Source organism: Dactylosporangium sp. CA-052675 (assembly GCF_050947935.1).
GTDB lineage: Bacteria > Actinomycetota > Actinomycetes > Mycobacteriales > Micromonosporaceae > Dactylosporangium.
The window spans coordinates 796,516-809,890 of record NZ_CP192010.1 but is presented as its reverse complement, the minus strand read 5'-3'; the positions used below and the strand labels follow the sequence as shown (position 1 = coordinate 809,890).

17 protein-coding genes are annotated in these 13,375 nt (G+C 71.8%); 11 read left to right on the top strand and 6 right to left on the bottom strand.

The genetic code is table 11. The features are described from left to right. Nucleotides 1–52 precede the first annotated feature (52 nt). From ACQP1P_RS03710 to ACQP1P_RS03680, 7 genes are all read left to right on the top strand, one after another. Nucleotides 53–694, top strand: a complete 642-nt coding sequence (locus tag ACQP1P_RS03710; protein ID WP_433083100.1) for a DUF6758 family protein — start codon at nucleotides 53–55, stop codon at nucleotides 692–694. Between the two features lie 130 nt (nucleotides 695–824). Continuing rightward, a complete protein-coding gene (locus ACQP1P_RS03705) occupies nucleotides 825–983 on the top strand; it encodes a hypothetical protein (RefSeq protein ID WP_203853873.1) in 159 nt (52 codons plus the stop codon). Between the two features lie 9 nt (nucleotides 984–992). After that, a complete protein-coding gene (locus ACQP1P_RS03700) occupies nucleotides 993–1,955 on the top strand; it encodes a PH domain-containing protein (protein ID WP_433083098.1) in 963 nt (320 codons plus the stop codon). 96 nt (nucleotides 1,956–2,051) lie between these two features. Further along, complete coding sequence (locus ACQP1P_RS03695; protein ID WP_433083097.1) at nucleotides 2,052–2,714, top strand: SigE family RNA polymerase sigma factor; 663 nt, start codon at nucleotides 2,052–2,054, stop codon at nucleotides 2,712–2,714. 31 nt (nucleotides 2,715–2,745) lie between these two features. Next, nucleotides 2,746–3,945 carry a hypothetical protein gene (locus ACQP1P_RS03690; RefSeq protein WP_433083096.1) on the top strand — a complete coding sequence of 400 codons (1,200 nt, stop codon included), beginning with the start codon at nucleotides 2,746–2,748 and terminating at the stop codon, nucleotides 3,943–3,945. Between the two features lie 19 nt (nucleotides 3,946–3,964). Next, entirely contained in the window at nucleotides 3,965–4,813 is an 849-nt protein-coding gene (locus ACQP1P_RS03685) for a PHP domain-containing protein (protein WP_433083094.1), read from the top strand. Next, nucleotides 4,810–5,577 carry a TetR/AcrR family transcriptional regulator gene (locus ACQP1P_RS03680; RefSeq protein WP_433083092.1) on the top strand — a complete coding sequence of 256 codons (768 nt, stop codon included), beginning with the start codon at nucleotides 4,810–4,812 and terminating at the stop codon, nucleotides 5,575–5,577. The genes ACQP1P_RS03685 and ACQP1P_RS03680 overlap by 4 nt, the downstream gene beginning before the upstream one ends. On the opposite strand, the gene ACQP1P_RS03675 is transcribed toward ACQP1P_RS03680, so the two are convergent. Next, nucleotides 5,578–6,822: a glycoside hydrolase family 18 protein gene (locus tag ACQP1P_RS03675; RefSeq protein ID WP_433083090.1), complete on the bottom strand. Its 1,245-nt coding sequence runs from the start codon at nucleotides 6,820–6,822 to the stop codon at nucleotides 5,578–5,580. A gap of 113 nt (nucleotides 6,823–6,935) precedes the next feature. Between ACQP1P_RS03675 and ACQP1P_RS03670 the strand changes: the two genes are divergently transcribed. From ACQP1P_RS03670 to ACQP1P_RS03660, 3 genes are all read left to right on the top strand, one after another. Further along, a complete protein-coding gene (locus tag ACQP1P_RS03670) occupies nucleotides 6,936–7,553 on the top strand; it encodes a MarC family protein (RefSeq protein ID WP_433083087.1) in 618 nt (205 codons plus the stop codon). Between the two features lie 186 nt (nucleotides 7,554–7,739). Continuing rightward, on the top strand, nucleotides 7,740–8,543 hold the full coding sequence (locus ACQP1P_RS03665) for a RecB family exonuclease (RefSeq protein ID WP_433083085.1): 804 nt from the start codon (nucleotides 7,740–7,742) through the stop codon (nucleotides 8,541–8,543). A 6-nt stretch (nucleotides 8,544–8,549) separates the two neighbouring features. Then, nucleotides 8,550–8,921, top strand: coding sequence for an LLM class flavin-dependent oxidoreductase (locus ACQP1P_RS03660; protein WP_433083083.1), 372 nt, complete (start codon nucleotides 8,550–8,552; stop codon nucleotides 8,919–8,921). Here ACQP1P_RS03660 and ACQP1P_RS03655 read toward each other — a convergent pair. After that, a complete protein-coding gene (locus tag ACQP1P_RS03655; RefSeq protein ID WP_433083082.1) occupies nucleotides 8,905–9,105 on the bottom strand; it encodes a DUF4190 domain-containing protein in 201 nt (66 codons plus the stop codon). The two genes, ACQP1P_RS03660 and ACQP1P_RS03655, sit on opposite strands and share 17 nt — an antisense overlap. A gap of 99 nt (nucleotides 9,106–9,204) precedes the next feature. Here ACQP1P_RS03655 and ACQP1P_RS03650 point away from each other — a divergent pair, with 99 nt between their 5' ends. Further along, nucleotides 9,205–10,410, top strand: coding sequence for an acyl-CoA dehydrogenase family protein (locus tag ACQP1P_RS03650; RefSeq protein ID WP_433083080.1), 1,206 nt, complete (start codon nucleotides 9,205–9,207; stop codon nucleotides 10,408–10,410). On the opposite strand, the gene ACQP1P_RS03645 is transcribed toward ACQP1P_RS03650, so the two are convergent. The 4 genes from ACQP1P_RS03645 to ACQP1P_RS03630 form a co-directional block, all read right to left on the bottom strand. After that, nucleotides 10,373–10,801 (bottom strand): CoA-binding protein, encoded by a 429-nt coding sequence (locus ACQP1P_RS03645; RefSeq protein WP_433083078.1) that lies wholly within the window; start codon nucleotides 10,799–10,801, stop codon nucleotides 10,373–10,375. The two genes, ACQP1P_RS03650 and ACQP1P_RS03645, sit on opposite strands and share 38 nt — an antisense overlap. 132 nt (nucleotides 10,802–10,933) lie before the next feature. After that, nucleotides 10,934–11,635, bottom strand: a complete 702-nt coding sequence (locus ACQP1P_RS03640) for a hypothetical protein (protein WP_433083076.1) — start codon at nucleotides 11,633–11,635, stop codon at nucleotides 10,934–10,936. A gap of 43 nt (nucleotides 11,636–11,678) precedes the next feature. Further along, nucleotides 11,679–12,389 (bottom strand): hypothetical protein, encoded by a 711-nt coding sequence (locus ACQP1P_RS03635; RefSeq protein WP_433083074.1) that lies wholly within the window; start codon nucleotides 12,387–12,389, stop codon nucleotides 11,679–11,681. Between the two features lie 57 nt (nucleotides 12,390–12,446). Next, nucleotides 12,447–13,358, bottom strand: coding sequence for an SDR family NAD(P)-dependent oxidoreductase (locus tag ACQP1P_RS03630; protein ID WP_350612204.1), 912 nt, complete (start codon nucleotides 13,356–13,358; stop codon nucleotides 12,447–12,449). Nucleotides 13,359–13,375: the final 17 nt, after the last annotated feature.

The following is a 13,375-nucleotide window of genomic DNA, read 5'->3' as shown; positions in this document are numbered from 1 at the left end:
TTACCGTGGGTATATGGGCGTCGCAGTCAGCTGTCCCCGCTGTGGTGGTCCGGTGCGACCGCCGGACCTCATGCACTCCGAGTGGCGCTGCGACACCGACGGCGCGGTGCTGCCGTTGCACGTCGCGCAGCACATCGGCCCCGAGATCGCGGAGGCGGCCAAGGCGAAACTGATCGCCGCCGCGGCGCGGGCCGGGGACAAGCGGCCGACCCCGCTGTGGTGCCCGTGGCCGCTGCCGACCGGCTGGACCGTCACCGGCCTCGGGTGGGTCGGCGACGAGCGCTCCGGGGTCCGGGCGACCGCGCTGGCCTGCAGCGGCCCGGGGCCCGTCGAGCACGGGCCGGCCGACTGCGTGATCATCGCCGAGGAGCCGGGCATCGGGCTCGGCACCCGGTTCGCCGGCCTGCCGGGCACCGACCCGGGCCCGTTCTTCGACGGGGACATCGCCACCACCACCGCGCACGCGAAGGTCCGGGCCGCCGGCTGGCCGACCCCGCTGTGGATGGCCAAGTCGCCCGAGGATCGATGCGCCTACGTCGGTGAGGCGGCCGGCATGTGGATCTACGTCATCACCTGGCCCGCCGCGGCCGGTTATCTGCTCGAGGAGGAGCTCGACCTGCACGATCTCGCCGAGGATGTGCCAACCCACCTCGTGTACGGCGCGCCGTCGCCTTATCTTCACGGCAAGGCGTAGACACCCGCGACTAGGATCAAGCTCCGATCAGACGCTCGGCGCGGCGCATCTGCACCGTGAGCCGCGTAGCTGATACGCTGAGTTTGGCCGGGGCGTCGGTGCGCGACGTTGCGGGGAGGGATTGACGGCGATGGTCAAGAAGGTCCTCACCTGGGGAAGCATTGCCTTCCTCATTTTCTTCGTGGCGTATCGGCCACAGTCGGCTGCCGAGGTGTTCAAGTCCATCGGCGGCGGCATCATGGACATCGCCACGGGATTCGGCGACTTCTTCTCCAGTCTCGTCGCCTAAGGGCCGGCCATGTCGACCGGCGCCGAGCCTCCCGAGGACGATCCGAACGCCCGGCGGTTCCAGGACCGGGACACCGAGCCGATCCCCCGCGCGCGGCCGGGCTCGCGCCCGGAGTCGCGGGCCGACTACACCTCGTCCGACGAGCCGCCGATCGAATACTCGCCGACCTCCGACTACGAGGCCGCGCGGGACTACGAGGCGCACGGCGGCGCGGAGCCGGTGCGCGGGGACTACACCACCGACGGCGACGACTTCAGCTCCGACCGGTATGCGGATCCGATGACCGACGGCGCGCACGCGCGCGGCGCGGCGGCCCCGCAGTACAGTGGCGCCCCGCCGTCGTTCTCGCAGGACGAGTTCGCCCGGCTCCAGGGCGGCGACTCGGTGCCCTCGGTGCCGCCCGGCAGCCGCATGGCGCCCCTGGAGGACGAGGCCAGCCGGCACGCGGCCCGCTATCTGTTCCCGACGGAGAAGTTCCGCGGGGAGTGGAAGCGGCACTGGATCCAGCTCGCGAAGGAGGGCCTGATCGCGATCTTCGCGACGATCGCGATGGGCTACATCGCCGGCTGGCTCACCAAGCACAACCAGGAGCAGCTGCGGACCGCCGTCGTGGTGATCTGGGCGGCGGTGGTGCTGTGGTGCGCGTGGAAGGTCGCCGACTGGTGGTACGACCGATTCATCCTCACCAACAAGCGCGTGATGGTCGTGTCGGGCATTTTCACGCGCAATGTGGCCATGATGCCGCTGCAGCGGGTCACGGACATGAAATACGTGCAGTCATTGACCGGTCGCATGTTCGGCTACGGACATTTCGAGCTCGAGTCCGCGGGTCAGGACCAGGCGCTGCGCAATATCCGCAACCTGCCCAACCCGAATGAGCTCTACCTGCGCATTGTCGAGGAAATGTACGAGCCCGAGGCCGTCGAGGCCCGCCTGGGCCGTGCGGTCACCGGCGAGGACGACGGCACCTGAACCTGAGAGATTCCTGAAAACCTCCGCGTTCGTGCAACCCCGGAGCCCCCTCATGGCGTCTTCGTACGTGGGCGCGGAGGGTGGAGGGGGCGGCCGGTGCCGGACGACGCAGGGTTCCGCGAGGAAGACTTTCGTGATTTCGTCGGGCTCCGTTCCAAGGCGCTGCTGCGCACGGCCTATCTGCTGGCCGGGGACTGGGCCACGGCGGAGGATCTGCTGCAGATCGCGCTGACCAAGACCTTCCTCGCCTGGAAGCGCCTCGGGCACATCGAGGCCGTCGAGCCCTACGCGCGGCGGGTCCTCGTCAACACCGCGACGAGCTGGTGGCGGCGGCGCTGGCACGGCGAGCGGCCGACCGAGATCCTGCCCGAGGGTGCCGCGGCCGACCAGCTCGAGGAGAGCCTGGAGCGCGACGCCATGTGGCGGCACGTGCGCAACCTGCCCAACCGGCAGCGGGCCGTGCTCGTCCTGCGCTACTACGAGGACCAGTCCGAGGCCGAGACCGCCCGCCTGCTCGGCGTCTCCGTCGGCACCGTCAAGAGCCAGACCTCCCGCGCCCTGGCCACGCTGCGCGAGAAGCTCAGCGCGGAGGGTGTGCGTCCCGCCACACGAACCCAGCCCGCCCGGCCTCCCACCGGCCCTCCTCCGGCGCCGATGGTGCCGGATGTCGAGGAGGTTGACGAGGTCGAACAACCTTTCACCGGGGCTGAAGCGCTTCTACCCGCGGACACCGTGGTCGAAGAACCGGTGGAAGTCTGACCGTGCGGTTGGGTTTGGAGACGTGACGAGCATGTTGGAAGACGAGCTCCGCGAGACGTTCGCGGCCAAGGCGGGCAGCCCCCCGCCGGGGTCGCTCGCGTCGCTGGACGGGTTCGCCGACGCCGCCATCCGGGGCGCCGCGCGGGTCCGCCGGCGGCGGCGCGCCGCGGTGACCGGGCTGACCGGGATCGTCGCGTTCGCCGTCGCCTCCACCGCGATCCTGCACACGCTGACCGCCGGCGCGCCCGGCGGCTCGCCGCAGCCGCCCGGGCCGCTCGCCCAGGAGAGCCCCACCCAGCGCCCGTCGACGGCCGGCACCCCGACCGCCCCGGTCGCCCCGTCGGACATGCGCGAGGTCACCGCCATCGGCCCGAGTGCCGAGGCGGCCACCCGGGTGCGGCTGCAGCTGCCCGCCAAGAGCACCGTCACCGCGGCCTACCAGGCCAAGGACGGCTACCTGGTGGTCAACACCCAGCCCGACGGCGACAAGCAGCTCGTCCTGCAGGACGACGACGACCGGCAGCAGGTGCTGGTCGACGACGCCACCAACATCGCGGTGGCCAAGGACGGCAGCACCGTGGCGTGGGCGTCGAAGGGCAAGATGAACGTCGGCACGCGCAGCGACCAGAACGCCAAGACGATCACCCAGGGCCCCTCCGTCTCCGTGCTGCCCAACACCGAGCCGGTCACCTTCGTCGGCACCAACCTGGTGGTCAGCAACGACGACAACGGCTTCGACGTCTGGCACACCGATCGGGGGTACAGCCCCACCTGGGACAACACCGTGGTGCGGGTCTTCGGCGGCACCCAGGACAACAACGGCGTCTACGCCGAGCTCAAGCCGGCCGGCGCCGCGGACACCGCGATGTGCCTGGCCCAGCTCCAGTTCGACCAGCCGTTCAAGATCATCAAGAAGGCCTGCGGGCTGCCGGTCGCGGCCCCGGCCGGCGCGCGCGTCTCCCCCAACGGCCGTTGGCTCGCCTATCCGGTCGTGGGCCTCAAGCAGGTCGCGATCCTGGACCTGACCGCGGTGTTCAACCCCGGCTTCAAGGCCAAGCTGTGGAACCTCGCCGTCACCACCAAGACCATGTGGCTGACTGCCACGACGTTCGTGGTCGACAACGGCAAGAAGTTCCTGAAGCTCGACCCCACCGGCCAGGCGGACCAGGTCGACCAACTGGACCAGGAGAGCGACGGGGTCGTGCTCATCGAACCGCTCGCGGCGAAGTAAAGGTTCATAAACTGGGGGCGTGCGAATCGATCTCCACGCCCACTCCACCGCCAGCGACGGCACGTCGACCCCGGCCGAGCTGGTCGGGGAGGCGGCCGCGGCGGGGCTGGACGTCCTCGGGCTGACCGACCACGACACCACCGGTGGCTGGGCCGAGGCCTTCGCGGCCCGCCCCGACGGCCTCACCCTGGTGCCCGGGGCCGAGCTGTCGCTGCGCTGGCACGGGGACACGAGGCCGATCGGCCTGCACATGCTCGCCTACCTCTTCGACCCCACCGACGCGCCCCTGACCGCCGAGCTCGCCCGGGTGCGGGCCGCCCGCGAGACCCGCGCCGAGCGGATGACCCACCTGCTGCGCGCCGACGGCATCGACGTCACCTGGGACGAGGTGCGCGACTACGCCGGCGGCGGCACCGTCGGCCGCCCGCACCTGGCCCAGGCCCTCATGCGCCGCGGCCTGGTCGGCAGCGTCACCGAGGCCTTCCAGCCGCAGTGGCTCGGGGCCCGCTACCGCATCCCGAAGGACGACATCGACGTCTTCGAGGGCCTGCGGCTGATCCTGGGCGCGGGCGGGGTGCCGGTCTTCGCGCACCCACGGGCCAGCGTCCGCGGCCCGATCGTGCCCGACTCGCTCATCGTCGAGCTGGCCGCCGCCGGGCTCTTCGGCCTGGAGGCCGACCACACCGACCACAGCCCGCGGGAGCAGGCCGAGATGCACGCGCTCGCCGAGCGGCTGGGCCTGGTCACCACCGGCAGCAGCGACTACCACGGCACCCACAAGACCGTCCGGCTCGGCGCCCGCACCACGGCCCCCGAGGTGCTGGAGCGCATCGTCGCGGCCGGGCGGGGAAGCGGCGTGGTGGGGTGACGACGGAGTACAGCGGCACCGGCGACCCGCGGCGCAGCATCGACCTGCTGTGGGGGCGGCTGCCGGCCTCGGCGGCGCGGCGCGGCCCGCGGCCCAAGTTCACCGTGCCGGAGATCGTCGCCGTCGCCGTGGCGCTCGCCGACGCCGAGGGGCTGGGCGCGGTGTCGATGCGCCGGGTGGCGCAGCGGCTCGGGGTGACGGCGATGTCGCTGTACACGTACGTGCCCAGCAAGGCCGAGCTGCTCGACGTGATGGTGGACGCGGTCAGCGCCGAGGCGGTCCGGGAGGCCCACGCGGCCGAGGGCTGGCGCGAGCGGCTCACCGAGGTGGCCCGCACCAACTGGGAGCTCTACCGCCGTCATCCCTGGCTGCTGCAGGTGGCGACGAGCCGGCCGGTCCTGGGGCCGAACAGCATCGCGAAGTACGACTTCGAACTGCGCGCCTTCGAGGGCACCGGTGTGTCCGATGTGGACACCGACCAGCTGCTGAGCCTGGTGCTCGACTACGTCACCGGCGCGGCGCGGGCCGCGGTGCTGGCCGATCAGGCCGAGCAGCGCACCGGCCGCAGCGACACGGAGTGGTGGGAGGCGTGGGCGCCGCTGCTCTCCGAGGTCCTCGACCCGGCCCGCTTCCCGACCGCGGCGCGCGTCGGACAGGCGGCCGGGGAGGAGTACGGCGCCGGCGACCCCGTGCGCGCGTTCACGTTCGGCCTGCAGCGGGTGCTCGACGGCATCGCGCGGTTCATGCCGCCGAGCACCCCGTGATCAGCGCAGGGTCGTGTAGATGGCCTTGGTGAGGGTGCCGTTGGCGTCGTCACCGTCGAGCGACCAGATCATCGCGCCGCCGTAGCCGGCGAGGCGGACGTACAGACCCTTCTGAGCCACGACGATCGGGTCGTCGAAGGTCCAGAACGTCGTGCCGTTGAACAGCCACGCGTGGCCGGACAGCAGGTCGTGGTAGACCTTGTAGCCCTGCTGCGGCAGCGTCGCGAGGACCTTGTAGTCCTCGTTGCCCGCCGCCCACGTGCCCGGCGCCGGTCCGGTCGCCGTCTGGAACAGGCCGTTCTTGGCGTTCGTGACGCCGGTCCAGCCCTGGCCGTAGTACGGCACGCCGAGCACGAGCTGCTTCTTGGGCGCGCCGCGGTCGGTCCACGCCTTGAGCGACGTCGACCCGCTGAAGTCCGGCGTCGTGGGCGCGTTGCGCGGCACGAAGAGCGCGGACTGCTGGTTGGTGGTGGTCTCCCAGGTGCCGTGGTAGTCGTAGCCCTGGACGGAGCCGAAGTCGAGGTACTTGAAGATCTGGTTCGCCTCGAAGCCGGCGTCGATCTTCGCCGGGGAGGCCGGCAGGAACGCGGTCAGCGTCGCCTTCTTGCCCAGCTGCTTGCGGAACTCCGCGACGAGCTTGGTGAAGTTCTGCTTGTCCTCGGGCCGGATCACGTTGCCCGGGTTGCCCTCGGAGCCTGGCCACTCCCAGTCGAGGTCGAAGCCGTCGAAGACACCGGTGGACATGAACGTGTCGATGCAGGACTTCACCAGCGCCTGGCGCGACGCGTCGGTCAGCGCGGCGTCGGAGAAGTTCGCCGACAGGGTCCAGCCGCCCAGCGACATGAGGACCTTGAGGCCGGGGTGCATCGCCTTGAGCTTGCGCAGCTGGTTGAAGTTGCCGGCGAGCGGCTGGCCGGCCTCGTCGGCCTTGCCGTCGACGCTCTCCGCCGCGGACACCGGGCGCTGGTAGTCGGCCCACGGGTCGACGGACTCGCACTTGCCGGCCGCGTTGACGCCGCCGAAGGCGTAGTTGATGTGGGTCAGGCGCGAGGCCTGCCCGCTGGTCTCGAGGTTCTTGACGAAGTACGAGCGGCCGTAGATGCCCCACTGGATGAAGTACCCGACCCGCTTGTACTCGTCCTGGTGCGCGGCACCGTGGGCGTCGGCCGCCGTCGCGGGGGCGAGGGCCAGCGACGTCACCGCCAGCGCGGCCGCGACCCCCGCCAGGAGCCTGCGTTTGCCCATGAACCCTCCATCTGTAAGGAAAGTTTGCTGTTCTCTGGCAACGTAGGGGCGGCATTCCATGACGTCAAGACCCTGGTATCCGCTCGATACGGGCCTGCTACGACAATCCGGTCGTGGATGTGAAGCTCTTCGGCGAAGTGTTCGTGACGCTGCTCGTGATCCTCGATCCCCCGGGCGCCGTGCCGATCTTCCTCGCCCTCACCGGCCAGCTCGAACGCCGCGCCCGGCACCGCGCGGCGCTGCAGGCGGTGCTGCTCGCGCTCGGCGTCATCGTCGCCTTCGCGGTGCTGGGCCGGCAGATCCTCGGCTACCTGCACATCGACCTGCCCGCGCTGCAGGGCGCCGGCGGCCTGCTCCTGCTCCTCGTGGCGCTCGAACTGCTCACCGGCAAGACCGACGACCCGCGGCACGAGGTGACGTCGAACGTGGCCCTCGTGCCGCTGGGCACGCCGCTGCTGGCCGGGCCGGGCGCGATCGTCGCCACGATGCTGTTCGTGCGGCGAGCCCACTCCTTCTCGGGCTACTCGGCCATCGCCGTGGGCATCATCGCCGTGATGCTGGTGGTGTACCTCGTGCTGCGCTTCTCCGGCGTGCTCGTGCGCATCCTGCGGCCGAGCGGCATCGAGGTCGTGACCCGGATCGCCGGCCTGCTGGTGGCCGCGATCGCCGTGCAGCTGCTGGCCGACGCCATCGGGGCGTTCGTGACCACCTACCTGCACTCGCCGCATTGACGTATTTGTCGTACCCCGATGGGCTGCTGGCCGACGCCATCGAGGCGTTCGTGACCATCTGTCCGCACTCGCCGCATTGACGTATTTGTCGTACCCCGACGGGCTGCTGGCCGACGCCATCGAGGCGTTCGTGACCACCTGTCCACACTCGCCGCACTGACGTTTTTGTCGTACCCCGATGGCAGGATGCTCGGTGTGGAGCAGTTGGGATTGTTCGCACCGCCGCCGCGCCTGTTCACCTGCACGCCCAGCAAACTCGGCAGCTACGAGGACTGCCCGCGCCGCTACCGGTTCACCTACGTCGACCGCCCCGCCCCGCAGAAGGGGCCGCCGTGGGCGCACAACTCCCTCGGCGCATCGGTGCACACGGCGCTCAAGAACTGGTATGCGCTGGAGCCCGGCCGCCGGGTGCCGGAGGCGCTGCCGGCCCTGCTGAAGGCGACCTGGGTCCGCGAGGGCTACCAGGACGACGCCCAGGAGCGGGAGGTCTACCGGCGGGCGCTGGGCTGGCTCGAGTCCTATGTGGAGTCGCTCGACCCGGCCGAGGAGCCCGTGGGGGTGGAGCGGACGGTCGCGGCCCGCACCGAGATCCTCGCGCTGTCGGGGCGCGTGGACCGGATCGACCAGCGCGGTGACGAGCTCGTGATCGTCGACTACAAGACCGGGCGGGGCGGGGTCTCACAGGACGACGCGCGCGGGTCCCGGGCGCTGGCGCTGTACGCGATCGCGACCGCCCGGGTGTTCCGCAAGCCCTGCCGCCGGGTCGAGCTGCACCACCTGCCGACCGGGACGGTGGCGGCATTCGAGCACACGGATGCGTCGCTGGAACGGCACCTGCGCCGGGCGGAGGCGACGGCGGCGGACATCCTGGCCGACTCGGACTTCGCCCCGCGGCCCGGCCCGCAGTGCTCGTGGTGCGACTACCGCAAGGTCTGCCCGGAGGGGTCCGCGTCCCCGCCGAAGGACCCCTGGACCGCGGTGACGGGGTGACGGCGCATGCGCCTCGGCATCTGTGTCTGCACGCTCGGGGACTTCGCGGAGCCGGCGCTGGTGGTCGACGTGTCCGTTGCCGCCGAGGCCGCCGGCTGGGAATACCTGTTCGTCTGGGACCACCTCGCCTTTGCCTGGGGCGTGCCCTCCGCTGATGCCTGGGTGACGCTCGCCGCCGTCGCCCAGGCCACCTCGGCCATCCGGATCGGGACCGCGGTCACGCCCCTGCCTCGGCGGCGGCCGGCCGTGGTGGCCGGCTCCGTCGCGACCCTACCCGCGTTGGAGCCCACCCTTCGCGCGGGATGCACGCGGAGGCATCAGGCAGGGTCTCGTGGGGCCCGGCGCGGTGAGGCAACGGGCCTCAGGCGAAGGAGATGATGGGGAGGCCGCACACGATGAGCAGGACCACGTAGCCGGTGACCATCGCCGCCAGGGCCAGGCCGGCGCCCGGGCGTTGCTCGCGCCGGCACTGGGACCACGCGATGTGGCCCATGAGAATGCCGAACGGGGGTAGCAGGACGGCGCAGATCAGGGCGGCGATCGCCAGGCCGTTGACTCGCACCTGAGAACCATTTCACAAGGCCCGTACCGCCGGAAGCTTGGTACACCCGGGATACCCGCCGGTAACTTCTTCGCAGGAGCCGATCCACGGAGGTCTCACATGGCCCGTCTCGCTCGGACGCCCGGGCTCAGCGATGTGCAGCAGTCGATGCTCGAGACCGTGCGGGCCTTCGTCGACAAGGAGATCATTCCGCACGCGCAGCGGCTCGAGCACGACGACGTCTACCCGGACGACATCGTGGCCGGCATGCGCGAGATGGGGCTGTTCGGCATCACCATCGCCGAGGAGTACGGCGGGCTCGGCGAGTCGCTGCTCACCTACGCGCTCGTCGTCGAGGAACTCTCCCGCGGGTGGATGTCCGTGTCGGGGATCGTCAACACGCACTTCATCGTGGCCTACCTCGTGGCCCAGCACGGCTCCGAGGAGCAGCAGCGGCGGCTGCTGCCCCGGATGGCGACCGGCGAGGTGCGCGGGGCGTTCTCGATGTCCGAGCCGGGCACCGGGTCCGACGTGGCCGCGATCCGCTCCAAGGCCGTCGCCGACGGCGACGAGTGGGTGCTCGACGGGCAGAAGATGTGGCTCACCAACGGGGCGCGGTCCTCCGTCGTCGCCACGCTCGTGAAGACCGAACTGGGGGCCGAGTCCGTCTACGGGAACATGACGACGTTCCTGCTGGAGAAGGAGCCCGGGTTCGGGCTCAGCGAGCGCCTGCCGGGCCTGAACATCCCCGGGAAGATCGAGAAGATGGGGTACAAGGGCGTCGAGACCACCGAGATGGTGCTCGACGGCGTCCGGGTGCCCGGCTCGGCGGTGCTCGGCGGCGCGGACAAGGCCGGCCGCGGCTTCTACCAGATGATGGACGGCATCGAGGTCGGGCGGGTCAACGTGGCCGCGCGGGCCTGCGGCATCTCCATCCGGGCGTTCGAGCTCGCGATCGCCTACGCCCAGCAGCGGCACACGTTCGGCCAGCCGCTCGTCAAGCACCAGGCGATCGCGTTCAAGCTGGCCGAGATGGCCACGAAGATCGAGGCGTCGCACGCCCTCATGGTCGGGGCCGCCCGGCTCAAGGACGCCGGGCAGCGCAACGACGTCGAGGCGGGCATGGCCAAGCTGCTGGCCAGCGAGCACTGCGCGGAGGTCGTCCAGGAGGCGTTCCGCATCCACGGCGGCTACGGGTACTCCAAGGAGTACGAGATCGAACGCCTCATGCGCGAGGCGCCCTTCCTGCTCATCGGCGAGGGCACCTCGGAGATTCAGAAGACCATCATCAGCCGGGGTCTGCTGCGGGACTACGGGGTGCGCTGAGCGCGTGCACCGCGCGGACGACCGCGATGCAGGTGTTCTCGAGGAAGTCGACGCCGGCGGCCTCGGCCAGGGCGCGGCCCGCGGGGCTGTAGATGTCCTGCTGCAGCCAGATCGCGGGCGCGCCGATGGCCAGCGCGTCCTTCACGACCTGGGTCGCGTCGGCCGACGGGCGGAACACGTTGACCACGTCGACCGGGAACGGGATGTCGGCGAGGCGGCGGTAGGCGCGCTCCCCGAAGATCTGGTCCGCGAACGGGTTCACGGGCACGATCCGCCAGCCGTGCAGCTGGATCTGCAGCGGTACCGCATGGGCCGTCTTCGAGCGATCCCGGGAGGCGCCCACGACCGCGATCGTCCGGGCCTCGCGCAGGATCTGTTCAGCGCTGCGCATGCCCCCAACCTAGCTCGCCGCCGCGTCCCCGCGCCCTGCCCGCACCGCGCGACCCGACCTCCACCGCACGACCCGGGGTGCACGACCCGGGGTGCACCGCGCGACTCGGGTGCCTCCCCGCAACGCGCGGGCTCAGCCGGCGGCGAGGATCGGGCGGGGGCCGCCGTGCAGGCCGGCGGCGAGGCGGGCCTCGAGCAGCAGGTTGTGCACGCGTCCGGCCTCGGCCGCGTCGCCGATCGCGCCGCGGAGGCGCGCGTGGGACTGGTAGTAGCCGAGCAGGTCGGTCAGGAACAGCAGGCTCGCGTCGACGCCGGCCGGGCGCAGGGTGACCGGGTGGCGGCGGCCCGCGACGAGCAGGTCGAGCCGCGGGTTGGTGCGGTCGCCGTTGAGCTCGACGGCTTCGATGCGCTCCCACGGGTACCGCCGCCCCCGCACCTGCACCCCGTCGGGGCTCAGCCGCAGCACGGAGGCGCCCACGGCCAGGCGCACCGACAGCTGCACGCCGACGAGCACGGACGGCGTGGCGAGGGCCGCGGCGACGGCCCACCCGACCGGGTCGCCGGTGACCAGCAGCGCCGCGGTCACGAGCGTGACGGCGAGGGCGAACGCGCGCCCGGCCCGGGCCGCGACGAGCCCCGGCGGCGCGAAGAACTCCCAGCCGGGGCGGGCGTCGGGCTCCTCGCGGCGGCGCAGATCGGTGAGCAGCTGGTCGAGCCCGATGAGCGCGACGGCGATGAGGCCGAAGACGACGTACCCGCCGGGCACGAACGCGTGCACGAGGGCGCCGACGGCCCCCACCAGCACCGACGGCGCGACGACCCAGGCCCAGCGCATGCTTTCCAGGCTAGGAACGGCCGGGGCGGGCCGCGTCGGGCGATCAGGTGGCCTGGCGGGCGAGGGTGCCGCGCAGGCGGACGAGCTCCTCCGGGGTGCCGATGTCGAGGCGCTGCTGCGGATGCTCGACGTACGTGTGGATCGCCCGGAACAGAAACCACAGCGACACGTCGAGCGGTACGTCCTGGCCCGGCTGGAAGCGCTTCACGCGGGCGCCCTCGATGAGCTCCGGGTGGGTGACCGTCCACAGCTGGTGCTCCGGCCCCGGCCCGAGCGCCGCCCAGGGCACGAAGCTGCGGCCCCCGTCGACCGCGATCCCGTCCCGGGTGAGCAGCAGCGGGCCGGAGCGGATCATGCGGAACAGCAGCAGGAGCACGGTGCAGCCGTTGACGACCAGGATCGCCCAGGCCATCGTGGGCACGATCCGCCCGGCGACCCGCATCCCGTTGAGCGCCATGAGCAGCAGGGCGGCGCTCAGCAGGCCGTTGAACACGCACTGGCGGCGGAACGCGGGCAGCGCGGCGAAGGCCGGCTCCCCGCGGTACACCGTCAGCTTGAAGGTCGACGGCCCCCGGGTGCTGCGGGTGAGCTGGACGAGCCCCACCACGATGCCGAGCACGGTCAGCGGCTGGAGCACGAGGATCAGCGGCAGGAACGCCTCGGGCTCGCCGGACAGCAGCACGACCTCGCACGCCGCCCCCACGGTGGCCGGCGGCGTCAGCAACACCACGTAGTCAGCCGGACGAGCCCCCATACGGCCAAACATAGCCAGCGAACCTGGGCATTCGCTGATGACCGGTCCGGGCCGGCGTCAGCGGTACTGCGCCTCCCGCACGCTGTTGCCGCCGTCGATCACGAGCATCTGGCCGGTGATGTACGACGCGCCGGGCGAGCACAGGAAGGCGATCGTGGCCGCGACCTCCTCCGGCGTGCCGGGGCGCCCCATCGGCGTGCCGAAGCCCTGCTTGAGCTCCACGAGGGTGGACGCGCCCGTGTGGATGATGCCGGGGGCGACGGCGTTGACCGTGATCCCGTCGGCGACGAGCTCCATGGCCAGCGCGCGGGTCAGCCCGACGACGCCGGCCTTGGCCGCGGCGTACCCGGCCTCGGCCGGCAGCGCGTTCACCGGCCCGGCGGTCGCGGCGAGGTTGACGATGCGGCCCCAGCCGTGCTCGGCCATGCCGCCGACGAAGGCCCGGCTGACCAGGAACGCGGTGGTGAGGTTGCGGTCGATCTCGGCCCGCCACTCCTCGTAGGTGAGCTGGGCGACCGGGCGCAGCACCTCGGGGCTGGCCTTGCTGGCCAGGCCGGCGTTGTTGACGAGGATGTCGACCGCGCCGAGCTGGTCGAGCACGGCGTCGGCGAGCGCGCCGACCTCGGCCTCGACGGTCAGGTCGGCGACGAAGCCGATCACGCCCAGCTCGCTGGCCCGGTCGTGGATGCGCCGGGTGGTGGAGACGATCGCGACGGCGGCGCCCATCTGCTTGAGCCGGCGGGCCGTGGCGTAGCCGATGCCGTCCGGGCTGCCCGCGCCGGTGACCAGGGCGACCCGTCCGTCGAGCCGGTCGATCGCGGCCGGGGTCTCCTCCTCGGCGGTGTCGCCGGCGAGGTCGGGACCGCTGGACGGTACGGCTCGCAGGGTGCGGCGCGCGGAGGACGGCCGGCTCGCGTCGCGCCGGCCGCTCTTGCCGGCGGGGCCGCTGGAACGTAGGTCGGGTGCCATACGGCAAATCCTGCCTG

Excerpts from the sequence above, each read along its gene's own strand:
- ACQP1P_RS03705 (WP_203853873.1), top strand. The coding sequence starts at position 825 with ATGGTCAAGAAGGTCCTCACCTGGGGAAGCATTGCCTTCCTCATTTTC.
- ACQP1P_RS03700 (WP_433083098.1), top strand. The coding sequence starts at position 993 with ATGTCGACCGGCGCCGAGCCTCCCGAGGACGATCCGAACGCCCGGCGG.
- ACQP1P_RS03690 (WP_433083096.1), top strand. The coding sequence starts at position 2,746 with ATGTTGGAAGACGAGCTCCGCGAGACGTTCGCGGCCAAGGCGGGCAGC.
- ACQP1P_RS03675 (WP_433083090.1), bottom strand. The coding sequence starts at position 6,822 with ATGGGCAAACGCAGGCTCCTGGCGGGGGTCGCGGCCGCGCTGGCGGTG.
- ACQP1P_RS03665 (WP_433083085.1), top strand. The coding sequence starts at position 7,740 with ATGCTCGGTGTGGAGCAGTTGGGATTGTTCGCACCGCCGCCGCGCCTG.
- ACQP1P_RS03660 (WP_433083083.1), top strand. The coding sequence starts at position 8,550 with ATGCGCCTCGGCATCTGTGTCTGCACGCTCGGGGACTTCGCGGAGCCG.
- ACQP1P_RS03650 (WP_433083080.1), top strand. The coding sequence starts at position 9,205 with ATGGCCCGTCTCGCTCGGACGCCCGGGCTCAGCGATGTGCAGCAGTCG.
- ACQP1P_RS03645 (WP_433083078.1), bottom strand. The coding sequence starts at position 10,801 with ATGCGCAGCGCTGAACAGATCCTGCGCGAGGCCCGGACGATCGCGGTC.
- ACQP1P_RS03640 (WP_433083076.1), bottom strand. The coding sequence starts at position 11,635 with ATGCGCTGGGCCTGGGTCGTCGCGCCGTCGGTGCTGGTGGGGGCCGTC.
- ACQP1P_RS03635 (WP_433083074.1), bottom strand. The coding sequence starts at position 12,389 with ATGGGGGCTCGTCCGGCTGACTACGTGGTGTTGCTGACGCCGCCGGCC.
- ACQP1P_RS03630 (WP_350612204.1), bottom strand. The coding sequence starts at position 13,358 with ATGGCACCCGACCTACGTTCCAGCGGCCCCGCCGGCAAGAGCGGCCGG.